At 54.2% G+C, this 22,266-nt stretch carries 22 protein-coding genes; 15 read left to right on the top strand and 7 right to left on the bottom strand.

Translation table 11 applies throughout. From position 1 onward, the window contains the following. The first annotated feature begins 20 nt into the window (after positions 1-20). Positions 21-1,076 (top strand): ATP-binding protein, encoded by a 1,056-nt coding sequence (locus HBA26_RS20595; protein ID WP_166721029.1) that lies wholly within the window; start codon positions 21-23, stop codon positions 1,074-1,076. 14 nt (positions 1,077-1,090) lie between these two features. Here the strand turns inward: HBA26_RS20595 and HBA26_RS20590 are convergent, their stop codons facing one another. The 7 genes from HBA26_RS20590 to pspF form a co-directional block, all read right to left on the bottom strand. Next, the gene (locus HBA26_RS20590) at positions 1,091-2,005 is read right to left on the bottom strand and encodes an ATP-grasp fold amidoligase family protein (protein ID WP_047368691.1); all 915 of its coding nucleotides are present in this window, start codon (positions 2,003-2,005) and stop codon (positions 1,091-1,093) included. 161 nt (positions 2,006-2,166) lie between these two features. Then, complete coding sequence (gene sapF, locus HBA26_RS20585) at positions 2,167-2,973, bottom strand: putrescine export ABC transporter ATP-binding protein SapF (RefSeq protein ID WP_028013385.1); 807 nt, start codon at positions 2,971-2,973, stop codon at positions 2,167-2,169. Position 2,974: 1 nt separating this feature from the next. Next, the gene (gene sapD / locus HBA26_RS20580; protein WP_028013384.1) at positions 2,975-3,967 is read right to left on the bottom strand and encodes a putrescine export ABC transporter ATP-binding protein SapD; all 993 of its coding nucleotides are present in this window, start codon (positions 3,965-3,967) and stop codon (positions 2,975-2,977) included. Then, on the bottom strand, positions 3,967-4,857 hold the full coding sequence (sapC, locus tag HBA26_RS20575) for a putrescine export ABC transporter permease SapC (RefSeq protein ID WP_028013383.1): 891 nt from the start codon (positions 4,855-4,857) through the stop codon (positions 3,967-3,969). The genes sapD and sapC overlap by 1 nt, the downstream gene beginning before the upstream one ends. Continuing rightward, positions 4,844-5,809: a putrescine export ABC transporter permease SapB gene (sapB, locus tag HBA26_RS20570; protein ID WP_028013382.1), complete on the bottom strand. Its 966-nt coding sequence runs from the start codon at positions 5,807-5,809 to the stop codon at positions 4,844-4,846. Before sapB ends, sapC begins: the two co-directional genes overlap by 14 nt. Beyond that, positions 5,806-7,446 (bottom strand): ABC transporter substrate-binding protein SapA, encoded by a 1,641-nt coding sequence (gene sapA, locus HBA26_RS20565; RefSeq protein WP_028013381.1) that lies wholly within the window; start codon positions 7,444-7,446, stop codon positions 5,806-5,808. Before sapA ends, sapB begins: the two co-directional genes overlap by 4 nt. Before the next feature lie 88 nt (positions 7,447-7,534). Then, positions 7,535-8,527: a phage shock protein operon transcriptional activator gene (gene pspF / locus HBA26_RS20560; RefSeq protein WP_164558234.1), complete on the bottom strand. Its 993-nt coding sequence runs from the start codon at positions 8,525-8,527 to the stop codon at positions 7,535-7,537. Between the two features lie 151 nt (positions 8,528-8,678). Between pspF and pspA the strand changes: the two genes are divergently transcribed. The 14 genes from pspA to HBA26_RS20490 all read left to right on the top strand — a co-directional run bounded on the left by pspA (position 8,679) and on the right by HBA26_RS20490 (position 22,124). Next, positions 8,679-9,347 carry a phage shock protein PspA gene (gene pspA, locus HBA26_RS20555; protein WP_028013379.1) on the top strand — a complete coding sequence of 223 codons (669 nt, stop codon included), beginning with the start codon at positions 8,679-8,681 and terminating at the stop codon, positions 9,345-9,347. Positions 9,348-9,400: 53 nt separating this feature from the next. Beyond that, positions 9,401-9,625, top strand: a complete 225-nt coding sequence (pspB, locus tag HBA26_RS20550; RefSeq protein WP_028013378.1) for an envelope stress response membrane protein PspB — start codon at positions 9,401-9,403, stop codon at positions 9,623-9,625. Beyond that, complete coding sequence (gene pspC / locus HBA26_RS20545) at positions 9,625-9,984, top strand: envelope stress response membrane protein PspC (RefSeq protein ID WP_028013377.1); 360 nt, start codon at positions 9,625-9,627, stop codon at positions 9,982-9,984. Before pspB ends, pspC begins: the two co-directional genes overlap by 1 nt. 12 nt (positions 9,985-9,996) lie before the next feature. Then, positions 9,997-10,221 carry a phage shock protein PspD gene (pspD, locus tag HBA26_RS20540; protein ID WP_028013376.1) on the top strand — a complete coding sequence of 75 codons (225 nt, stop codon included), beginning with the start codon at positions 9,997-9,999 and terminating at the stop codon, positions 10,219-10,221. A gap of 184 nt (positions 10,222-10,405) precedes the next feature. Further along, positions 10,406-12,103 (top strand): sugar phosphorylase, encoded by a 1,698-nt coding sequence (locus HBA26_RS20535; RefSeq protein ID WP_028013375.1) that lies wholly within the window; start codon positions 10,406-10,408, stop codon positions 12,101-12,103. Between the two features lie 13 nt (positions 12,104-12,116). Next, positions 12,117-13,409, top strand: coding sequence for an ABC transporter substrate-binding protein (locus tag HBA26_RS20530; RefSeq protein WP_047368688.1), 1,293 nt, complete (start codon positions 12,117-12,119; stop codon positions 13,407-13,409). Positions 13,410-13,431: 22 nt separating this feature from the next. Further along, a complete protein-coding gene (locus tag HBA26_RS20525) occupies positions 13,432-14,313 on the top strand; it encodes a sugar ABC transporter permease (protein WP_028013373.1) in 882 nt (293 codons plus the stop codon). Continuing rightward, on the top strand, positions 14,300-15,142 hold the full coding sequence (locus HBA26_RS20520) for a carbohydrate ABC transporter permease (RefSeq protein ID WP_045630526.1): 843 nt from the start codon (positions 14,300-14,302) through the stop codon (positions 15,140-15,142). Before HBA26_RS20525 ends, HBA26_RS20520 begins: the two co-directional genes overlap by 14 nt. Before the next feature lie 29 nt (positions 15,143-15,171). Further along, positions 15,172-16,224, top strand: a complete 1,053-nt coding sequence (locus tag HBA26_RS20515) for a zinc-binding alcohol dehydrogenase (protein ID WP_041909681.1) — start codon at positions 15,172-15,174, stop codon at positions 16,222-16,224. Between the two features lie 17 nt (positions 16,225-16,241). Continuing rightward, positions 16,242-17,030 carry a sugar phosphate isomerase/epimerase family protein gene (locus tag HBA26_RS20510; RefSeq protein ID WP_045260650.1) on the top strand — a complete coding sequence of 263 codons (789 nt, stop codon included), beginning with the start codon at positions 16,242-16,244 and terminating at the stop codon, positions 17,028-17,030. 11 nt (positions 17,031-17,041) lie between these two features. Continuing rightward, positions 17,042-18,100 (top strand): Gfo/Idh/MocA family oxidoreductase, encoded by a 1,059-nt coding sequence (locus HBA26_RS20505; protein WP_166721028.1) that lies wholly within the window; start codon positions 17,042-17,044, stop codon positions 18,098-18,100. Next, a complete protein-coding gene (locus HBA26_RS20500; RefSeq protein ID WP_126345844.1) occupies positions 18,094-20,373 on the top strand; it encodes a glycoside hydrolase family 65 protein in 2,280 nt (759 codons plus the stop codon). Before HBA26_RS20505 ends, HBA26_RS20500 begins: the two co-directional genes overlap by 7 nt. Further along, positions 20,363-21,028, top strand: a complete 666-nt coding sequence (pgmB, locus tag HBA26_RS20495) for a beta-phosphoglucomutase (RefSeq protein ID WP_045260648.1) — start codon at positions 20,363-20,365, stop codon at positions 21,026-21,028. The genes HBA26_RS20500 and pgmB overlap by 11 nt, the downstream gene beginning before the upstream one ends. Before the next feature lie 13 nt (positions 21,029-21,041). Further along, positions 21,042-22,124: an ABC transporter ATP-binding protein gene (locus HBA26_RS20490; RefSeq protein ID WP_041909689.1), complete on the top strand. Its 1,083-nt coding sequence runs from the start codon at positions 21,042-21,044 to the stop codon at positions 22,122-22,124. The last annotated feature ends 142 nt before the right edge of the window (positions 22,125-22,266 follow it).

The following is a 22,266-nucleotide window of genomic DNA, read 5'->3' as shown; positions in this document are numbered from 1 at the left end:
TCCGTCGTCGGCAGCGTCAGATGTGTATAAGAGACAGGCAGATCTTAACGTATATGCTGCTGCTGACGTTTATGATCATTGCCATTGCGGTACTGGGCTCCTGGTTTTTTTACTCTTTTATTCTCGATCACCTCCCCGGCGGTGCCGTTGAGGGCGATGACGAGCAAATGACGATGTGGGACTGGGTGTGGATCGGGACCGCGACAACAATCAGTCTAATAATCGCGATATTTTTAACGATAAAACTTTCTTCACGAATACTCACCCCGTTAAATGCGGTAGCGTCCAGCCTGAGAAAAATTTCTCAGGGCCAGCTGGATGCCCGTGCTTATTGCGCCAGCTCCCGTCTGGGAGAGGTCAATCATCTGGTCACGGATTTCAATGAAATGGCGGAAAAACTCCAGACGCTGGATATTCAGAGGAAATCCTGGAACGCCGCCATTGCCCATGAGCTGAGAACCCCGGTCACGATTTTACGCGGGCGGCTTCAGGGGCTGGTTGACGGCGTTTTTGAGCCGGATCCGCTGCTTTTTAATAATCTTCTCAAGCAGACTGAGGGGTTAACCCGTTTGATTGAAGATCTTCGGGTGATCAGCTCTGACGGCGGGGCGGGTTATACGCTGTATAAATCCAGAACGGACCTCAAAGGCACAATCCAGGATGCGCTTGATACTTTCATGCCCGAGTTCAAGCACAATCAGTTTGTGATTAAAACAGAGTTGAGGGAACAGCGATGCGTGTTCGATCCGTTGCGCATCAATCAGTGTCTGGCCGTTCTGTTTGACAACGCATTACATTATTCAACTTCGCGGAAACTCATCGTAAAAAATGGCGTCTCTGATAAAGGCAATTATATCCTTATTGAGGATGGCGGGCCGGGCATCCCCAGGGAATTTCATGATTTCTTATTTCAACCTTTCCAGCGGGATAAAGGTGCCAGAGATGTTAATCCCGAAGGATGTGGTTTAGGCTTATCGGTGGTAAAAGCCATCATGCTGGCTCATGGTGGCGATGTAACGTATACCTTATCGAAGCAAAACCACTCCCTGTTCAAACTGACCTGGCCCGATGCCTGAGCCCTGGCGGCAGGTCAGCCTGGCCTGCCCGCCGATAGCGGCAACTGCCATATATCGCCTAACTTTGTATCCCATTCCAGAGGGGTAATTCGCAATTTGCCCCGTTTTGGGCTTAAGGTTATTTCACTGAAGTAAATTTCATCGCTTTTCAACATGAGGTCAACGCGGCAGTAGTCAAGACCCTTCGCCAGCTCCTGAGAGGCCAGCAGAGCCTCACGGAACAATTTCGGCTCGCCGGGCGCGACCGGCGTATTAGGATATTCCATCTGGAAGGGCTGTAAATTCCAGTGTCGGTCGTAAACGTTGATAAACTCTCTGCCGAGGTCATCCGTAAAATCGGCCTCAACATAGTGTGCGACGCCGTGAAAACAGTGAATTCTCAGCATTTCCGGCGTGCTGTTCCTGTCCGCATTATTGAAAAGATCGACATAGGGCTCACACAGTATAACGGGTGTAATATTTTTGTACTGCCACTCGCGCGTGGTGTAATACAAATTCTTCTTTAATGCGAGAGTGAGCTTTTTTCGGGCTTGCCGGTAATTGAACTGGTTTTTGTTTGTACAGATTATTGTGCTTCCACTGTCATGATTGCACTTAAGGACGAATTGATCGGGCAGTGTTGAAAAATCGATATGCGAAAACCTGCGGTATACACCAATCAAAGGCACCGCTTTTACTCGCGTTGTTCTGGACGCAACGTATTCGCGGACGGCGAGTTTATCGGCAAGCATTGTGTAGAGATTATTATGGTCATAGACCAGGCGATGACATATTTTTTCACTCAACGTAGTGGGTGATTTAATGTCAGGGGTTATGCCTGATGTCTTTTTGAGTTTTGCAGTATGAAAATTGAGGTCCGTCATGAAATATGAACGGCATTTTCTGATGAGATACTCCGTATATTTTAGAACATATGTGGTGGTGTTCATTTCTTCTCCTCCGTAATGTCCCGGTATTCTGGAGAAGAACTATTGATAGATATTGCTTAAAATATGGAGCAGGGATGGAGACAAAAAATAAAAGGATTAAATAGCGCACGCAGGCTATTTAATCCTTATTTGAGCGGAGCAATCCGTGTTCACCGCCGCGCTTAACGGTCTTTTCTCCACGCATCGGCGGTCAATGCTTCACCGAAATGCCCGGCAATTAGCCTTTTCGTCAGCTCATGAAGCGGGGAGGCCATCACATCCGCCGTGCTGCCGCGCTCGACGACTTCCCCCTGGTGCATGACCATCACCTGATCGCTGATGTGCTTCATCATCCCCAGATGCTGGGTGACGTAGATGTAGGAGATACCCTGCTTTTCCTGTAATTCGAGCATCAGGTTGATCAGCTGCGAACGCATCGACATATCCAGCGAGGCAAGCGCTTCGTCTGCAACGATCACTTTCGGGCGCAGAATCAACGCGCGGGCCAGACCCAGACGCTGTTTCTGACCGGGAGCCAGCATATGCGGGTAGTAGCTTTCGTGATCCGGTAACAGCCCAACCATACGCAGTGTTTCGAAGATACGCTTGCGGCGCGCCTCTGGCTCCAGTTCGGTATTCAGACGCAGAGGGAAATCAAGGATCTGCGAAATGCGCTGGCGTGGATTAAGCGAGGTAGACGGATCCTGAAAGATCATGCGGATGCGCTGGCTGCGGAAAGAGTAATCGCCAAACTGCAGAGGATGATCGTCAATCAACACTTCTCCAGCAGTGGGCTCGACCATGCCGGCAAGCATTTTCGCCAGCGTGGATTTACCGGAGCCGTTTTCGCCGATGATCGCCAGCGTCTGTTTTTCACGCAGGGTAAAACTCAGCGGCTTAACCGCTTCGACAGTCTGACGATGAAACAGCCCCGTGCGATAGCGAAAGGTCTTACTCAGATTGCGGACTTCCAGCAAGGTTTCGACCATTTCACTCTCTCTCCATGTTCAGCGGGAAATGACAGGCGTAAAGATGATTTTTGGCGCCGGTCAGGCGCGGCGTTTCGATACATTTACGCTGAGCATACGGACAACGCGGCCCCAGACGACAGCCTATCGGCAACGATTCCAGCAGCGGAATCGCTCCGGGCAGGGTATTCAGACGGCTCTTGTGCGGCATGGCGCTGCCAAAATCAGGAATGGCGCGGATAAGCGCCTGCGTATATGGATGGTGCGGCGCGGCGATCAGCTCCTCACTCGGGGCAGTTTCGACCGTTTGCCCGCAGTACATCACGTCAATTTTATCCGCCCATTTGCTGAGCATTTGCAGGTCATGGCTGATCAGCAAAATGGTGGTGTTATTGTTCTGGTTCAGGCGCGACAGCAGGCGGAAAATTTGTGCCTGGGTGGTCGGCTCCATCGCGTTGGTGGGTTCATCCGCAATCAGCAAACGCGGCTGATTAGCCAGGGCGATGGCAATCATCACCTTCTGGCATTCACCGTCGGTCAGCTCATACGGGAAGCTGCGCATCGCGTCTTTATGGTCTTTGATCCCGACGCGGTGTAATAGCTCAATGGCGCGGCGCTTGCGCCAGCCGAAACGCTGCCACCAGCGGCCTTTATAGGTCCAGCCGGGAATGTTCTGCATCAGCTGTTTGCCTACGCGCTCGGACGGATCGAGGCAGGACTGTGGCTCCTGGAAAATCATCGAGACGTTATGGCCGACCAGCTTGCGACGCTCGCGCGGGGAGAGGCGCAGCAGGTCTATATCGTCGAACCGCATGCGGTCGGCGGTCACGCGCCAGTTGTCTTTCGCCACGCCGCAGATAGCTTTGGCGATCAGGCTTTTTCCCGAACCAGATTCACCCACCAGCCCGCGAATCTCGCCCTCGGCGAGAGTAATGCTGATGCGATCGACGGCTTTAACCCAGCCTTCACCGGTTTTGAATTCAATGGTGAGGTTGCGAATATCAAGAAGCGGCATTATTGCACCCCCGCGTTAATTGCACGGCGAATACCATCGCCCAGCAGGTTGATCAGCAACACGCTTACCATAATCGCCGCCCCCGGCAGCATAACCGTCCACGGCGCCACGTAGATTAGCTCCAGCGCGTCACCGAGCATCGCACCCCATTCAGGGGACGGCAGCTGCGCACCGAGGTCGAGGAACCCGAGCGCAGCGATGTCCAGGATCGCCATCGACAGCGCACGGGTGATCTCGGTGACCAGCCCGGCGGCGATGTTTGGCAGAACGGCAAACCACAAAATATTGAAGGTCGTCGCGCCGTCCAGACGGGCCGCAACGACATACTCTTTTTCCAGCTCGTCATGCACCATGCTGTAAACCGAGCGCACGATGCGGGGGAGGATAGCCAGCCAGACGGCGAACATGGCATGCGACAGATGCGGACCGGCAAAGGCAACCACAATGATTGCCAGCAGCAGAGACGGAATCGACAGCAGCGTGTCCAGAATGTGGTTCAGCACCGCCGAGCGCAGGCCATGCGTGGAGCCCGCGAAAATACCGAGAGCCAGTCCACAGAGCGTCGCCGCGAGCGTCACGACAAACGCGCCGCCCACCGTCGGGGCAGCCCCGCTTAACAGACGGCTCAATACGTCGCGTCCGAGATCGTCAGTGCCTAGGAAGAATGAGACTTCGCCGTAGCGTGACCAGGAAGGCGGTAGCAGCTGATAGCCCAGGAACTGCTGATCGATGCCATAAGGCGCAAACCACGAACCAAAGAGGCAAAGCAATACCAGACCGGCGCAGCCATAAAGGCCGATCATTGCCGTGGTGTCACCATAGAACTTACGCCACACGGTACGCAGCGCACCGGGCGTGCGCTTTTCACTGTAAACGTTATCGTAAGGCATACCATTCCTTATGCTTCAATGGGTTAGCCATCGCACCCAAAATATCGGACAACACGTTAACAATAATGACCAGCGAACCAATCACCATCACACCCGCTGAGATAGCAGCATAATCCTGCTGACGGATGGCGTTAATCAGCCAGCGTCCCAGCCCGGGCCAGCTAAAGACCATCTCGGTGATCATGGCCAGCGTAAGCATGGTGGAAAACTGCAGCCCCAGGCGCGGAATTACCGGCGGCAGAGCGTTGTGCAGGACGTTGCGGCGCAGTATGGTCAGGCGCGACAATCCGCGCGTGGCGGCAGCTTTGACATAGTTCTGCTCAAACACCTCGATGGTGCTCAGGCGCATCAGACGGATCACCTCGGTTGTCGGCGCAACCGCCAGCGTCAGCACTGGCAGTACCATATGACGCAGGGCGCTGACGATCATCTCATGGCGCCAGACGGAATCGGACAGCCAGGCGTCAATGATGGCAAAACCCGTTACCGTTTTAACCGTATAGAGCAGGTCAAAACGGCCAGAGACCGGTAGCCAACCCATCGTCAGCGAGAAGAACAGCGTCAGCAGCAGCGCCAGCCAGAATACCGGGATAGAGAAGCCGAGCAGGGCAAGGGCGCTGATAAACTTATCCTGCCATTTGTTGCGGTAGATCCCGGCCAGCATGCCCACGGGAATACCTACCATCAGGGCAAAGCCGAAGGCCAGAATGCACAGCTCCATCGTGGCCGGGAAAACCTCTTTTAGCTGATCGGAGATAAGCTGCCCGTTGATGCTCGACACGCCGAAATCCCAGTGCAGCAGCCCGTTAAACCAGAACAGCCAGGCATCCCACAGCGATGAGCCCTGTAGCGGGGCATGCGGCGTAAAATAGCTCAGGCTGAAGCCGACAAAGTTCAGGAAAAAGAGCGTCACCAGCAGTAAAAGGAGCCGACGCAAGGTAAAAATAATCATGGTTTTTTCACCTCTTGTTCTTTTTCACGCGATACGCCGGCGAACGAGGCGTTGCCGAACGGGCTCAGCACCAGGCCTTTAATATCATAGCGGTAGGCCTGAAGGCGCAGGGAAGAGGCCAGCGGCAGCACGGGCAGTTCCTGAGCGAGTATCTTTTGCGCTTCATCATAAGCGTCAATGCGCGAGGCCAGCTGTTGGGAAGAGAGCGCTTTTTGCAGCACGGCGTCGAACTCCCGGTTACACCAGTGGGCGTAGTTGGTCTGCGAATTTATCGCAGCACAGCTCAGCAGCGGCCGGAAGAAGCTGTCCGGATCGTTACTGTCGGTAGCCCAGCCTGTCAGGGTGAGGTCGTGATTCATATCCATCAGGCGCGCCTCCTGGAAACGGCCCTCAACCGGTACGATGATCACCTTGACGCCCACCTGCGCCATATCCGCCTGCAGCAGTTCAGCGGTTTTCAGCGGGCTCGGGTTCCACGCCTGGGAGCTGGTGGGCACCCAAAGCTGGAGCGTCAGGTTTTCCGCGCCCAGCGCTTTCAGTTGTTCACGCGCTTTTGCCGGATTGTATTCCGTAATTTTAGCCTCACCGTCGTAGGCCCACGAGGCGCGCGGTAAAATTGAGGCGGCGGTTTCCGCCGTGCCGTAGTAGATCGACTGCATCAGACGCTGGTTGTTGATCGCCAGCGCCAGTGCGTGACGTACGGCAGGGTTGTTCAGCGGCGGCTTATCGGTGTTAAAGGCCAGATAAGCGATGTTCATCCCCGGGCGTAACGTCAGACGCAGACGCGGATCGTCGCGCAAAATGGTGAGCTGGCTGGCAGCGGGCCAGGCGAGCACGTCGCATTCCCCGGTGAGCAGTTTCGAGAGCCGTCCCGTTCCGCCAGACCCGAGATCGACCACCACCTGCGGCATCAGCGGCGTACCGCGCCAGAAATGTTCGTGGCGCTGCAGGCGAATATATTGCCCCGCGCGGTATTCGGCCAGCTGGAATGGACCGGTACCCACCGGCTGACGGTCGAGCAGCTCCTGACGATCTTTTTTCGTCAGCTTCGCCGCGTATTCGGCGGACATAACGGACGCATAGTGGGTCGCCAGGTGCCAGAGGAAGGAGGCATCCGGGCGCGTCAGCGTAAATTCAACCGTCCGGCTGTCCAGCTTGCGCACGCTTTTAACGGTGTCGGCAAACTGCAGGCTGTCGAAATAGGGGAAATTATCCCCGTTAACGTTATGCCACGGGTGGTTACGGTTAAAGATACGCTGGAAGGTGAAGACCACGTCATCCGCGTTCAGCTTGCGCGTGGGGGTAAACCACGGCGTACGCTGAAACGCGACATCATCGCGCAGGCGAAAACGGTAGGTTGCACCGTTATCCAGGACTTCCCAGCTTTCCGCAAGTTCAGGCACCAGGCGATAGGTGTACGGGTCGACATCAAGCAGACGGTCGTAAAGCTGCGCGGCGAGCGTATCCACAATCAGGCCGCTGCCCGCTTTTTGCGGGTTGAAGGTGTCCACCTGGCCACTGACGCAATAGACGAAGCCGCTGTCACGAATGTCAGGCTGCGTTGACTGCCCGGGCGCAGCAAACGCCAGGCCGCTGAACAGACCGAGTGCAAAAAAGGACGATAAAACCAGACGCATAATTTTTAAGGTTTTTAGGTTCGATCTGCAAAGTGTATCGCACTTACGCCTGCTTCGTAAAAATGTCTGCGGGTAAGTGCCGATATTGTCAGCGCATTTGATGCTTTTTAAGCAATGCCCGTAACTGATGGTAGGTCAGGCCCAGGAGTTCGGCCGCGCGTTTCTGGTTATATTTCGCCGCCTTCAGGCTTTGCTCCAGCAGCTGTTGCTCCTGCTCGTGCTGGAACTGGCGCAAATCAAGGGGCAGCGCGGGAGTATCGCCTGACGATGACGGGGAGGGAACCGGCGGCGCATTGCGCTGAAAAGGATCGATAATGATATTGTCCAGCTCCGTCTCGCTGCTGCCGTGGCGGTAAACAGAACGCTCCACAACGTTCTTCAGTTCGCGGATATTTCCCGGCCAGCGGTAGGCCAGAAGCGTCTCCCGCGCATGATCGCTGAAGCCGGGGAAAAGAGGGAGACCGAGCTCGCGGCACATCTGAATCGCAAATTGTTGAGCAAGCAGCATGATGTCGCTTCTCCTGTCGCGCAGGGGCGGAAGCTGAACGACGTCAAAGGCCAGGCGGTCAAGCAGATCGGCACGGAATTTCTCCTCCGCGACCATATCCGGCAGATTGGCGTTGGTGGCGCAGACCAGGCGCACGTTAACCTGCAGTGGCTGGCTGCCGCCGACGCGCTCCAGTTCACCATACTCAATCACGCGCAGCAGCTTTTCCTGCACCAGCATCGGCGCGGTGGCGAGTTCATCAAGGAACAGGGTGCCGCCGTCGGCGCGCTCAAAACGTCCCGGATGGCGCTTCTGAGCGCCGGTAAACGCGCCCGCCTCGTGGCCGAACAGCTCGGTATCGAGCAGGTTTTCATTCAGCGCCGCACAGTTTAGAGAAATGAAGGGGCCGTCCCAGCGTCCGGATAAATAGTGCAGACGGTTGGCAATCAGTTCCTTACCCGTGCCGCGCTCGCCGATAATCAGCACCGGTTTGTTGAGCGGCGCAAGGCGAGAGACCTGTTCCAGCACCTCAAGAAAGCTGTTGGCTTCGCCGAGTAAGTTATCTTTGTATTGAGCCATGATGAAATTAACCACTCCTTAGCGATATTCACCAGGTGAGCATAGTTCTGTGGTGAATAAAAATCAATCACACCTTGTAAAATCAATAAGATAAAAAAATGGCACGGGAATTGTATTGTCAGTACAGCAGGGCATAGCCCGATAACAGAACTATGAGGATTTGATTATGGGTATTTTTTCTCGTTTTGCCGACATCGTGAACGCCAACATCAACTCACTGCTGGAGAAAGCAGAAGATCCGCAGAAGCTGGTGCGCCTGATGATTCAGGAGATGGAAGACACGCTGGTTGAAGTGCGTTCTACCTCCGCCCGTGCGCTGGCTGAGAAAAAACAGTTAACGCGCCGTATTGAGCAGGCCACCGCTCAGCTCAATGAATGGCAGGAAAAGGCGGAACTCGCCCTGCGCAAAGATAAAGAAGATCTTGCTCGCGCAGCGTTAATTGAAAAGCAGAAGCTGGCGGACATGATCGCTACGCTGGAGCATGAAGTCACGCTGGTGGAAGACACGCTCACCCGCATGAAAAAAGAGATTGGTGAGCTCGAAAATAAACTGAGCGAAACCCGCGCGCGTCAGCAGGCGCTGACCCTGCGTCATCAGGCGGCAAGCTCTTCCCGCGACGTGCGTCGTCAGCTGGACAGTGGCAAGCTGGATGAGGCCATGGCGCGTTTTGAGTCATTCGAGCGTCGTATCGACCAGATGGAAGCGGAAGCAGAGAGCCACGGCATCGGTAAGCAAAAGTCGCTGGATCAACAGTTTGCCGATCTGAAAGCGGACGATGAAATCAGCGAGCAGCTGGCGGCATTGAAAGCCAAAATGAAGCAAGATAACCAATAATAATGTTGCGGCACCTGAGCGTGCCGCTAAGCATCCGACGACAAGGAGTACACATGAGCGCGCTTTTCCTGGCCATTCCCCTGACGATTTTCGTGCTGTTTGTTTTGCCGATTTGGCTATGGCTGCACTACAGCAACCGTTCTTCAGGGAACGATTTATCCCAGAGTGAACAACAACGTCTTGCGCAGCTTACCGACCAGGCTAACAAGATGCGCGATCGCATTCAGGCGCTGGAAGCAATCCTGGATGCAGAACATCCTAACTGGAGGGACCGTTAATGTCAGGACTGAATCTGAACAAAAAATTGTGGCGAATTCCACAGCAGGGCATGGTGCGCGGCGTTTGCGCCGGGCTGGCCCATTATCTCGACGTTCCGGTAAAGCTGGTTCGTGTGGTCACGGTGCTGTCGATATTTTTCGGCCTGGCGTTTATCACTTTCGTGGCCTACATCGTGCTGTCGTTTGTACTTGACCCGATGCCGGAAGGCGAACTGGCTGCGGAAGGCGCGCCTACCAGTAACGATCTTCTCAATGCGGTTGACGATCGGCTGGCTGAAGGGGAGAAGCGGTTACGTGAAATGGAACGCTATGTCACATCCGATACCTTTACGCTGAGAAGTCGTTTTCGTCAGCTTTAAGAGAGAATATACATGAAGAAAAACTGGCAACAGGCCGGTCAGAAGGTAAAACCCGGCCTGAAAATCGCAGGTAAACTGGTTCTGATGACGGCGTTACGTTACGGCCCGGCAGGTGTGGCGGGCTGGGCGATCAAATCTGTTGCCCGCAAGCCGGTCAGAATGTTGCTGGCCGTGGCGCTTGAACCTCTGTTGCAAAAAGCGGCAAAGCGGCTGTCACGCCGCTACTTATCCCGATAATTCACGCTCGCGTTAGCCCTTTCTCTCCCCGGAAGGGCTAACGACATTTCATCCCTTTCCCTCACTTTCTTTGCGGCAGCTCACATTACTGCACAGAGCTGCTTTGTAATTGCGTTTTTCAGCCTCCCGGTTCGTTGACAGATATTTTTCAGGGGAGTAGATTGCCCTTCGTGGGACCGCTACCATGGAAAATAATGTGAACGCAAAAATTAAAAAACTTATCAATCATATTTACGGTGAATCATTTTCTGAAGCACATTTTAAAGTGTTATTAACAAAGCTTGAACAAGCTGCTGTTGATATTACAGAAAAGCGTAAATCAGGCTGGGATGAAAAAGATGTTGTTCTGATCACCTACGCCGATCAGTTCTCCGCGAAAGGGGAGAAAGCGTTGCCGGTATTTACCCGCTTTTATAATGAGTGGCTTGCTCGCACGTTTTCCCATGTCCACCTTTTACCTTTTTATCCGTGGTCCTCTGATGACGGATTTTCCGTTATTGATTACCACAACGTTGCGCCTGAAACCGGGACCTGGCAAGACGTTGCTGATTTAAAACAGTCTGCCAGCTTAATGTTTGATTTCGTCTGCAACCATATGTCAGCAAAAAGTGAATGGTTTGCTAATTATCTTGCGCAGAAACCTGGCTACGAAGATTTCTTTATTGCTGTCGATCCAGAAACTGATTTATCTGCGGTGACGCGTCCTCGTGCATTACCGTTGCTGACGCCATTTACGCTGCATGATGGCAGCGTGCGTCATCTTTGGACCACCTTCAGCGATGACCAGATCGATCTTAACTTCGCCTCGCCTCAGGTGCTGATTGCGATGGTTGACGTGCTGCTCCATTACCTGGCGGAAGGGGCGCGTTATATCCGTCTGGACGCCGTCGGATTTATGTGGAAGATCCCTGGAACAAGCTGCATCCATCTGGAACAGACTCACTGCCTTATCCAGCTTTTCCGTGCTATTACCGAGGCCGTGGCGCCGGGTACCGTGATCATTACTGAGACGAACGTTCCGCATAAGGACAATATCTCTTATTTCGGTGACGGTGAAAATGAAGCTCAGATGGTCTACCAGTTCTCCTTGCCGCCGCTGGTGCTGCATGCAGTGCACCGTCAGGATGTTAACGCTCTCTGTCAGTGGGCGGGATCGCTGGCGCTGCCTTCAACAAAAACGACCTGGTTCAATTTCCTGGCGTCTCATGACGGTATCGGTCTGAACCCACTGCGCGGCATTCTGCCGGAATCAGAAATCCTCGCACTGGTTGAGAAACTTCAGCAGGAAGGGGCGCTGGTCAACTGGAAAAATAATCCTGACGGAACGAGAAGCCCTTACGAAATTAATGTGACCTATCTTGACGCGTTAAGCGCGCAAAACAGTTCAGATGATGAGCGCATTGCGCGCTTTATTCTGGCGCATGCGGTGCTGTTAAGTTTCCCAGGTGTACCTGCCGTGTATATTCAAAGTATTCTTGGCTCCCGTAACGATTATGAAGGGGTCGAGCGCCTCGGCTATAACCGCGCGATAAACCGCAAGAAATATACCGCAGGTCAGGTTGATCTCGAACTTAATAATAAAAATAGCATTCGTCATAAAATTTATTCCCGTTTAAGCGAGTTTATTGCGATTCGTCGTGGGGAAAGTGCGTTTCACCCTGATGCACAGGCATTTTTTGAATCACTGGATGAACAAATTCTTAAAATTGTTCGCGTGGCTGAAAACGGTGAGAGAATTACAGCCCTGTTTAATTTTAGTAATAACGTTCATACCGTTTATGGGGACACGCTTACTGGTATGGAATTACTATCAGGACAAGCTGTTAGCGGTAAAGAGCTGACCCTCAATCCATGGCAGGTTATGTGGATTAAAGAAAACTAAAAAGGACCCTAAAATGAAAATGCCCAAAATTGTGCTGTTATCAGCACTGGTTTCGTGCGCCCTGTTATCAGGCTGTAAAGATGATAAAGCGTCTGCTGTGACCATTGAGTTCATGCACTCGTCAGTAGAGCAGGAGCGCCAGGCGGTTATTACGAAACTGATCGAAAAATTCGAGAAAGAAAACCCCGGCATTACGGTGAAGCAGGTGCCGGTGGAAGAAGATGCCTACAACACCAAAGTGATTACGCTCGCCAGAACGGGCGCGCTGCCTGAAGTGATTGAAGTCAGCCATGATTACGCGAAAGTCATGGATAAGGAACAACTGCTGGATCGCAAGGCTATCGGTGAAGCCATTGAAGCGGTAGGCGAAAAGACCTTCTATGACGGGATCCTGCGCGTTGTGCGTACTGAAGACGGCACAGCCTGGACAGGGGTGCCGATGAGCGCCTGGCTGTCCGGCGTCTGGTATCACAAAGATGTGCTTGCCGCTGCGGGTATTCAGGAACCGCATAACTGGGAACAGCTGCTGAAAGCCAGCCAGAAGCTTAACGACCCGGCCAACAAACATTACGGTATTGCGCTGCCCACCGCGGAAAGCGTCATGACCGAGCAGGCGTTCTCCCAGTTTGCGCTTTCCGGCGGCGCGAACGTTTTTGATGCCAACGGAAACGTTGAAATTGACACCCCTGAAATGGCGAAAGCGCTGGCGTTCTATAAAGCGCTGGCCGCGACCACCATGCCGGGCTCGAACGACGTCATGGAGATCAAAGATGCCTTCATGAACGGTTCTGCACCGATGGCCGTCTATTCCACCTACATCCTGCCGGCGGTATTCCAGGATGGTAATCCTGCCAACCTTGGCTTCGTTGTCCCGACAGAAAAGTCCTCTGCCGTTTATGGCATGGTCACCTCGTTGACGATCACCAGCGGACAAACCGAAGAAGAAACGCAAGCGGCTGAAAAGTTTGTGACGTGGATGGAGCAGGCTCAAAACGCAACCGACTGGGTCATGATGTCGCCGGGCGCGGCGCTGCCGGTGAACACGCTGGTCGTAGGAACGGATACCTGGAAAAACAACGAGGTGATTAAAGCGTTTGGGCAACTGCCTTATGAACTGATCGCCCAATTCCCGAACGTACAGGTGTTTGGTGCTGTCGGCGACAAAAACTTCACGCGCATGGGCGATGTGACAGGGTCCGGCATTATCAGCTCCATGGTGCATAACGTCACCGTGGGTAAACAAGATCTCAGCGCAACGCTTAGCAAGAGCCAGACGCGACTGACTGACCTGATTTCACAACGATAGGAGCGCTCTGCGGAAGGAAATTATGAAGACGTTGTTTTCTGGTCGTTCAGATATGCCTTTCGCCATGCTGCTGTTGGCCCCCAGCCTGATTTTGCTGGGGGGCCTGGTGGCCTGGCCAATGATTTCCAATATTGAAATCAGTTTCTTACGCCTGCCGCTTAACCCGCGTATTGATGCGGTGTTTGTTGGCCTGGATAACTACATCCGCATTCTGGGGGATGCTGCGTTCTGGCACTCGCTGTGGATGACGTTCTGGTATACGGCGCTGGTCGTGCTCGGCAGCACCGGGCTGGGGCTTGCCGTCGCCATCTTCTTTAACCGTGAGTTTCGTCTCCGGAAGACGGCGCGTTCGCTGGTGATTTTATCCTACGTGACACCCTCTATTTCCCTGGTATTTGCCTGGAAATACATGTTCAACAACGGCTACGGCATTGTGAACTATCTGGGCGTCGATCTGCTGCATCTGTATGACCAGGCGCCGCTCTGGTTCGACAACCCTGGCAGCAGCTTCGTGCTGGTGGTGCTGTTCGCCATCTGGCGCTACTTCCCGTATGCCTTTATCTCATTCCTGGCAATTTTGCAGACCATTGATAAATCGCTGTATGAAGCGGCAGAGATGGACGGAGCCAACGCCTGGCAGCGTTTCCGTATCGTCACGTTGCCCGCCATCATGCCTGTACTGGCAACGGTGGTGACGCTACGAACCATCTGGATGTTCTACATGTTTGCGGATGTTTATCTGCTGACCACGAAGGTCGATATTCTGGGCGTGTATCTCTATAAAACTGCCTTTGCATTCAACGATCTGGGCAAAGCAGCCGCCATTTCTGTTGTGCTGTTTGTGATCATCTTCGCCGTCATTCTGCTGACCAGAAAAAGGGTAAACCTCAATGGCAACAAATAAACGCATACTGGGCCGTATTGGTTTCTATCTGGGGCTGGTGGTATTTCTGATTATCACGCTGTTCCCGTTCTTCGTGATGCTGATGACGTCATTCAAGAGCGCGAAAGAGGCCATATCGCTGAATCCGACTATTCTGCCGCAGGCGTGGACGCTTCAGCATTACGTTGACATCTTTAACCCGCTAATTTTCCCGTTCGTGGATTACTTCCGCAACAGCATGGTGGTGTCGCTGACGTCATCGGTAATTGCGGTGTTTCTCGGCACGCTGGGCGCTTACGCCTTGTCCAAACTGCGTTTTAAAGGACGCGCGACGATCAACGCGAGCTTCTACACCGTCTATATGTTCTCCGGGATTTTGCTGGTGGTGCCGCTGTTCAAAATCATCACCGCGCTCGGCATTTACGACACTGAACTGGCGCTGATCATCACCATGGTGACCCAGACGTTGCCTACGGCGGTATTCATGCTGCGCAGCTATTTCGACACCATTCCGGACGAAATAGAAGAGGCCGCGATGATGGATGGTCTGAACCGCCTGCAAATCATCTTCCGCATTACCGTGCCGCTGGCCATTTCCGGTCTCGTGTCGGTGTTTGTTTACTGCTTCATGGTGGCATGGAACGACTACCTGTTTGCCTCCATTTTCCTGTCCAGCGCCAGCAACTTTACCCTGCCGGTCGGGCTGAACACGCTCTTTAGTACGCCAGATTATATCTGGGGTCGCATGATGGCGGCATCGCTGGTGACGGCGCTTCCGGTGGTCATCATGTACGCACTCTCTGAACGTTTTATTAAAAGTGGTTTGACCGCCGGTGGCGTCAAGGGCTAAGGCGGCCAATTTTTTATCAGGAGCAAGTTATGAAGAAGTTAGTTGCGACAGCGCCACGCGTAGCGGCGCTGGTGGAGTATGAAGACCGTGCTGTGGAAGCACATGAAGTGAAAATTCGCGCCCGCTTTGGCGCCCCGAAGCACGGAACGGAAGTCGTGGATTTCCGCGCGGCAAGCCCGTTTATTGATGAAGAGTTCAACGCAGAGTGGCAGATGTTCACGCCGCGTGAAGAGGGCGCTGCGCGCGGTATCGAATTCGGTAAGTTCCAGCTGGGCAACATGATCGTTGGCGACATTATTGAATGCGGTGCAGACGTAACGGAATACCAGATCGGCGACAGCGTCTGCTGCTACGGCCCGCTGCAGGAAACGGTCATCGTTAACGCGGTGAACAACTATAAGCTGCGTAAAATGCCGCAGGGCGCGTCCTGGAAGAATGCCGTTTGCTACGATCCGGCGCAGTTCGCCATGAGCGGCGTGCGTGATGCCAACGTCCGTGTGGGTGACTTTGTTGTCGTGGTCGGTCTGGGAGCCATCGGACAGATTGCGATTCAGCTGGCGAAAAAAGCCGGTGCGTCAGTGGTTATCGGCGTTGATCCGATTGAACACCGCTGTGAGATCGCTCGCCGTCACGGCGCGGACCACTGCCTGAATCCAATCGGTACCGATGTCGGTCTGGAAATTAAAAAGCTGACCGGGAAGCAGGGCGCGGACGTGATCATCGAAACCAGCGGCTTTGCGGATGCGCTGCAGTCCGCGCTGCGCGGGCTCGCCTACGGCGGCACCATCTCCTACGTGGCCTTCGCCAAACCGTTTGCGGCAGGCTTCAACCTGGGCCGCGAAGCGCACTTCAACAACGCGAAGATTGTCTTCTCCCGCGCCTGCAGTGAACCGAACCCGGACTATCCGCGCTGGAGCCGCAAGCGTATCGAAGAGACCTGCTGGGAATTGCTGATGAACGGTTATCTGAACTGTGAAGATCTGATCGACCCGGTCGTCACCTTCACCACCAGCCCGGAAAGCTATATGAAGTATGTCGATCAGCATCCGGAACTCAGTATCAAAATGGGCGTCACTTTTTAAGCTAAGGACAGCAAATCATGAAGATCGCAACACAAAACCAGGCCTTTTTCCCGACCAATATCATGGAAAAATTCGAGTACATCAAAGCGATGGGTTTTGATGGCTACGAAATTGACGGACGTCTGCTGGTGGAAAATCTCGACGAAGTGAAAGCCGCAATCAAAGCCACGGGCCTGCCGGTGACGACAGCATGTGGCGGGTACGATGGCTGGATCGGTGATTTCATCGAAGAACGCCGTCTGAACGGATTACAGCAGATCGAACGCATTCTGGAAGCGCTGGCGGAAGTCGGCGGAAAGGGCATTATCGTGCCTGCTGCCTGGGGCATGTTTACCTTCCGTCTGCCGCCAATGACCTCTCCACGCAGCCTGGACGGTGACCGCAAAGCCGTAAGCGCCTCGCTGCGCTGGCTGGATGAGGTGGCCGCGCGCACCGGCACCACCGTCTACCTGGAGCCGCTGAACCGCTACCAGGATCATATGATCAACACCCTGGCAGACGCGCGTCGTTATATCGAAGAGAACGGCCTGAAGCACGTGCAGATCATCGGTGATTTCTATCACATGAACATTGAAGAAGACTCACTGACGGACGCGCTGCATCAGAACCGCGATCTGCTGGGTCATGTTCACATTGCAGATAACCACCGCTATCAGCCGGGCAGCGGCAGCCTCGATTTCGCCAGCCTGTTCGATCAGCTGCGTGCCGATAACTATCAGGGATACGTGGTGTATGAATGCCGTGTTCGCGCCGAGGATCCGGCTAAGGCTTATCAGGACTCTCTCACTTATTTGCGTGAATGCTAAGGATGACGAGCGTGATGAGTGCTTCTACACCTTCGCCTCTGCGCGTCGCCATTATTGGCGCCGGGCAGGTCGCGGACAAAGTGCATGCCTCGTATTACGCCACGCGCAGTGATGTTCAAATGGTGGCTGTCATGGACAGCCACCTTGAGCAGGCACAGGCGTTCGCGGAACGTTATGCTATTCCATCGGCATGGCAGGACGCTCACGAGATGTTGCAGGCAGTAAAACCGGATGTGGTGAGCGTCTGTTCGCCCAACCGGTTCCATTTTGAACACGTGATGGCGTCGCTCGAGGCGGGTTGCCATGTGATGTGTGAAAAGCCCCCGGCGATGACGCCGCAGCAGGCTGATGAGATGCGCATCGCGGCGCGCAAGGCAGGAAAAGTCCTGGCCTATGATTTTCACCATCGCTTTGCCCTGGATACCCAACTCCTGCGCGATGCGGTAATGAACGGAACGCTTGGTGAAATTTACTTTACCTCAGCGCAGGCGCTGCGTCGCTGCGGTGTGCCGGGGTGGGGCGTTTTTACCAACAAATCGCTACAGGGCGGTGGACCGCTGATTGATATCGGCATTCATATGCTCGACGCCGCAATGTATGTCCTGGGTTTCCCGGCGGTCAAACGGGTGACTGCGCACAGCTTCCAGAGGCTGGGAAACCGTAAAAGCACCGGTCAGTTTGGCGAGTGGGATCCTGCGCAATTTACCGTGGAAGATGCGCTGTTTGGCACGATTGAATTCTGCAACGGCGGCATTTTGCGTCTGGACACCTCCTTTGCGCTTAACATTCGCGAGCAGTCGATAATGAACGTCTCTTTCTGCGGTGAAAAGGCGGGTGCAACGCTGTTCCCGGCGCACATCTACAACGACGAAGCCGGTGTTTTAGAAACCCTTACCCAGCGCGAAGAGGCGGACGATCAGCGCCATCTGCGCAGCATGGATGCCTTTGTACGTCACGTGCTGGGAGAGCCCGTGATGATTGCCGATGCAGAACAGGGACTGGTAATTCAGCAGCTTGTTGGTGCGCTTTATGAATCCGCAGAAACAGGGGAAAGCGTAACACTATGCTGAACGTCTCTGTATTAACCGATCCGGGCTTTTGTCCTCACAGCCTGAATAAATACGCCTCCATCATGGCATGCGGCAATGGCTACATGGGCATTCGCGCTGCGCATGAAGAAGAGTACACCCAGCAGACCAGAGGCATGTATCTCGCTGGGCTGTATCATCGCGCGGGGCGCAACGAGACCACCGAGCTGGTCAATCTGCCGGATATCACCGGTATTGATGTAGAGCTGGACGGCGTCAATTTCACCCTCCTGGCTGGGGAAATTCTTGAGTGGCAGCGCGAGCTGGCCTTTGCAAACGGCGAACTGCATCGTAACGTTGTCTGGCGTTCGCCCGACGGCAAGCGCTATCGGCTGGAGAGCCGTCGTTTTGTATCGCTGGACCAGCTGCCATTAGTGGCTATGCAGCTCGCAATCACCCCCCTTGATGCCTCCGCGCAGGCCGTGCTGAAAACCGGCATTGATGCGACGCAAACGAACAGCGGCAGACAGCATCTGGATGAAATCTCGGTCAGGGTCTTTGATCAACACTATATGCAGGGGGTGTATGAAACGCAGGACCGGGCGTCGGAGGTTGTTGTTTCGGCGTTTTGCCAACTCTCCTCGAAAAGTGACAGCTGTTTCACCGCCAAAAATCGGCGTCTCAGCGTACATCATTCACTGACCATTGCTCAGGGTGACACTGTCACGCTTGAAAAGATCGTCTGGGTGACGCATCGCAGCGATAAAGCGCTGTCGCAGGAGTCTTTTGCGCGCAACGCGCTGGCCGATCTCAAAGTTTCTGCCGCAAGAGGTTACGAAGCATTGCTTGAAAGCTCAGCGTATGCCTGGAAAGAGGTCTGGCGTGATGCCCGGGTGGAAGTGACTTCCGCAGAGCAACAGGATCAGATGGCGCTGGATTATGCGGTCTGGCACCTGACCACGATGACGCCTGCCCATGATGAGCGAAGTAGTATTGCCGCAAAAGGACTGACGGGCGAAGGGTACAAGGGGCACGTCTTCTGGGATACCGAAATTTTCCTGCTGCCTTTCCATCTGTTTACCCGCCCGCAGGTTGCCCGCAGCCTGCTGCGCTATCGCTGGCTTAATCTGGCTGGCGCACGGGAAAAAGCCCGTCGTAACGGCTGGCCGGGCGCGTTGTTCCCATGGGAAAGCGCCGCAAGCGGAGAGGAAGAGACGCCGGAGTTCGCGGCAATCAACATCCGCACCGGGGTACGCCAGAAGGTGGCTTCCGCACTTGCTGAGCATCACATCGTGGCTGATATTGCCTGGGCCGTCGTTGCGTACTGGCAGGCGACGCATGATGACGCCTTTATGCGTAACGAAGGCCTGACGCTGCTGATGGAAACGGCTTTGTTCTGGATGGGACGCGCAACGGACGTCAATGGTCGTCTGGAAATCCATGACGTGATCGGACCGGACGAATACACCGAGCACGTGAACAACAACGCCTACACCAACTATCTGGCCTGGCACAACGTTGCCTGCGCGCGCCAGTTCATGGCGATGTTTGGGCGTGAGGATGCGCGTTTTACGGAGAATGCTGCGCAGTTCCTGGCGCGCTTATGGCTACCGGAGGCCGATGCAGACGGTGTGATCCCGCAGGATGATTCCTTCATGGCAAAACCTGCCATCGATCTGAGCCGCTACAAAGCCAAAGCGGGTAAACAGACGATTCTGCTCGATTATTCCCGCGCGGAAGTGAACGAGATGCAGATCCTGAAGCAGGCCGATGTGGTGATGCTTAATTACCTGCTGCCAGAACGGTTTACGCCACAGCAATGCGCCGCCAATCTGGCGTTCTATGAGCCACGCACGATCCATGATTCGTCCCTGAGCAAGGCCATTCACGGGATTGTGCTCGCGCGCTGCGGTGACACGCAGGGGGCCTATGCCTTCTGGCGCGATGGCATCGCCATTGATTTGGGCGAGGATCCGCACAGCAGCGATGAGGGCATTCATGCCGCGGCAACCGGTGCGATCTGGTCTGGCGCAATTCAGGGATTTGCTGGCCTGCAAATCATTGAAGGGGAACTGCATCTCGCGCCAAAACTGCCTGCTCACTGGCAGAAACTCGCTTTCCCGCTGCGGTGGCGGAACGCAGCAATGCACTTCACGTATGAGAACGAGGTGTTAACCATTGAAACCACGGCGCCTGCCACGCTGACGCTGTGGGGCAAAACGATGCATGTATCGGAGCGAAAAGTTTGCACCTATAAGGACTTTTCTGTATCCGCATCTGGGACCGCTACCACGGAGGGGCGCCATGACGCTTAAGGCTGTTGTATTCGATTTGGACGGTGTGATCACCGATACCGCGCATCTCCACTTTCTGGCCTGGCGTGCCGTGGCGGAGGAAATTGGCATTACCTTCGACGAAGTGTTTAACGAACAGCTCAAGGGGATAAGCCGCATGGATTCCCTCCAGCGCATTCTTAAGCACGGCGGAAAAGAGGGGATGTTTAGCGAGGAGCAGTGCCTGGCGCTTGCGACGAAAAAAAATGCGCTTTACGTCCAGTCGCTGGCATCACTGACGCAGGATTCTCTTCTACCGGGGATCCGCGACGTGCTGGCGGAGATCCGTGCCGCGAAGGTCAAGATTGGGCTGGCATCCGTATCGCTCAATGCCCCAGGGATTTTGCACGCGCTGGGCATTCATCAGGCCTTCGATTTTTGCGCTGATGCTTCCCGCATTTGCCGTTCAAAGCCGGACCCGGAGATCTTCCTTGCGGCCTGTGCGGGGCTGAACGTGCGTCCTGCAGAGGCGATTGGCATTGAAGATGCCGCTGCGGGTGTTGAAGCAATCAACGCCGCAGGAATGCTGTCGGTCGGGATTGGGCCTGGCCTTAACCATGCGGGATTACAACTTCATTCAACGCGGGAACTGACCTGGAAATGCCTGACAGAATTCTGGGCGTCCCGGGCGTATTGATAAGGAATAAATTATGGCTCAACTTTCTCTGAAACATATTCAGAAAATCTATGATAACCAGGTCCACGTGGTTAAGGATTTCAACCTCGAAATTGAAGACAAAGAGTTTATTGTTTTCGTCGGTCCGTCGGGCTGCGGTAAATCCACGACGCTGCGAATGATTGCCGGTCTTGAGGAGATCAGCGCGGGTGAACTGATTATCGACGGCGTGTGCATGAATGACGTGCCTGCCAAATCGCGTGATATCGCGATGGTATTCCAGAACTATGCGCTTTATCCGCATATGACGGTCTACGACAACATGGCGTTTGGCCTGAAAATGCAAAAAATAGCGCCCGCGGTGATTGAAGAACGCGTGAACTGGGCGGCGCAGATTTTAGGGTTACGCGAATACCTTAAGCGTAAACCTGGCGCTTTATCAGGTGGTCAGCGCCAGCGCGTGGCGCTGGGAAGGGCGATCGTGCGCGAAGCGGGCGTCTTCCTGATGGATGAGCCGTTATCCAACCTCGATGCCAAGCTTCGCGTGCAGATGCGTGCCGAAATCAGCAAGCTTCACCAGAAGCTTAACACCACCATGATCTATGTTACGCACGACCAGACGGAAGCCATGACGATGGCGACCCGCATCGTGATCCTGAAAGACGGCATCATTCAGCAGGTGGGTGCGCCGAAGCAGGTATACAACGAGCCGGCCAATATGTTTGTCGCAGGGTTCATTGGCTCTCCGGCAATGAACTTCATTCGTGGCGCTATCGACGATCGCTATTTCGTAACGGAAACGCTGCGTCTGGAGATCCCTGAGGACAAGCTGGCCGAGTTGAATGCGCAAGGTTACCAGCGTAAAGCGGTCGTCTTCGGGATCCGTCCGGAAGACATTCTTACCCTGCAGAGCAGCGGAGAAGATATTGCGGCGAAGGTCAGCGTCGCTGAGCTTACCGGTGCCGAATTTATGCTTTATGCCACCGTGGGCGGACATGAACTGGTTGTCCGCGCAGGCGCGGCCAATGACTACGTAGCCGGAGATACTATCGGCATTCAGTTCGATATGAATAAGTGCCATTTCTTCGACGCCGATACCGAAGCGGCTATTAGATAAGAAAGGTGTTTGCCGGAAATGCAAATTTCCGGTTTTTTTTGTTTGTTAATTATAAAGGGAATATTTTATGAGTACTCTACTAAGAAGCTGTCTCTTATACACATCTGACGCTGCCGACGACGGAGAGAGTGTAGATCTCGGT

This window comes from Enterobacter sp. 725m/11, from assembly GCF_011683705.1.
Lineage (GTDB): Bacteria > Pseudomonadota > Gammaproteobacteria > Enterobacterales > Enterobacteriaceae > Enterobacter > Enterobacter bugandensis.
Note: the sequence above shows the minus strand (reverse complement) of the source record. Positions and strands in the feature narration are given on the sequence as shown.

Coding starts and splice junctions, on each gene's coding strand:
- sapC (WP_028013383.1), bottom strand. CDS start 4,857: ATGCCTTACGATAACGTTTACAGTGAAAAGCGCACGCCCGGTGCGCTG.
- sapB (WP_028013382.1), bottom strand. CDS start 5,809: ATGATTATTTTTACCTTGCGTCGGCTCCTTTTACTGCTGGTGACGCTC.
- sapD (WP_028013384.1), bottom strand. CDS start 3,967: ATGCCGCTTCTTGATATTCGCAACCTCACCATTGAATTCAAAACCGGT.
- HBA26_RS20590 (WP_047368691.1), bottom strand. CDS start 2,005: ATGAACACCACCACATATGTTCTAAAATATACGGAGTATCTCATCAGA.
- HBA26_RS20500 (WP_126345844.1), top strand. CDS start 18,094: ATGCTGAACGTCTCTGTATTAACCGATCCGGGCTTTTGTCCTCACAGC.
- HBA26_RS20515 (WP_041909681.1), top strand. CDS start 15,172: ATGAAGAAGTTAGTTGCGACAGCGCCACGCGTAGCGGCGCTGGTGGAG.
- HBA26_RS20490 (WP_041909689.1), top strand. CDS start 21,042: ATGGCTCAACTTTCTCTGAAACATATTCAGAAAATCTATGATAACCAG.
- pspB (WP_028013378.1), top strand. CDS start 9,401: ATGAGCGCGCTTTTCCTGGCCATTCCCCTGACGATTTTCGTGCTGTTT.
- HBA26_RS20595 (WP_166721029.1), top strand. CDS start 21: ATGTGTATAAGAGACAGGCAGATCTTAACGTATATGCTGCTGCTGACG.
- sapA (WP_028013381.1), bottom strand. CDS start 7,446: ATGCGTCTGGTTTTATCGTCCTTTTTTGCACTCGGTCTGTTCAGCGGC.
- HBA26_RS20510 (WP_045260650.1), top strand. CDS start 16,242: ATGAAGATCGCAACACAAAACCAGGCCTTTTTCCCGACCAATATCATG.
- sapF (WP_028013385.1), bottom strand. CDS start 2,973: ATGGTCGAAACCTTGCTGGAAGTCCGCAATCTGAGTAAGACCTTTCGC.
- HBA26_RS20520 (WP_045630526.1), top strand. CDS start 14,300: ATGGCAACAAATAAACGCATACTGGGCCGTATTGGTTTCTATCTGGGG.
- pspC (WP_028013377.1), top strand. CDS start 9,625: ATGTCAGGACTGAATCTGAACAAAAAATTGTGGCGAATTCCACAGCAG.
- HBA26_RS20525 (WP_028013373.1), top strand. CDS start 13,432: ATGAAGACGTTGTTTTCTGGTCGTTCAGATATGCCTTTCGCCATGCTG.
- HBA26_RS20530 (WP_047368688.1), top strand. CDS start 12,117: ATGAAAATGCCCAAAATTGTGCTGTTATCAGCACTGGTTTCGTGCGCC.
- pspA (WP_028013379.1), top strand. CDS start 8,679: ATGGGTATTTTTTCTCGTTTTGCCGACATCGTGAACGCCAACATCAAC.
- pspD (WP_028013376.1), top strand. CDS start 9,997: ATGAAGAAAAACTGGCAACAGGCCGGTCAGAAGGTAAAACCCGGCCTG.
- HBA26_RS20535 (WP_028013375.1), top strand. CDS start 10,406: ATGGAAAATAATGTGAACGCAAAAATTAAAAAACTTATCAATCATATT.
- pgmB (WP_045260648.1), top strand. CDS start 20,363: ATGACGCTTAAGGCTGTTGTATTCGATTTGGACGGTGTGATCACCGAT.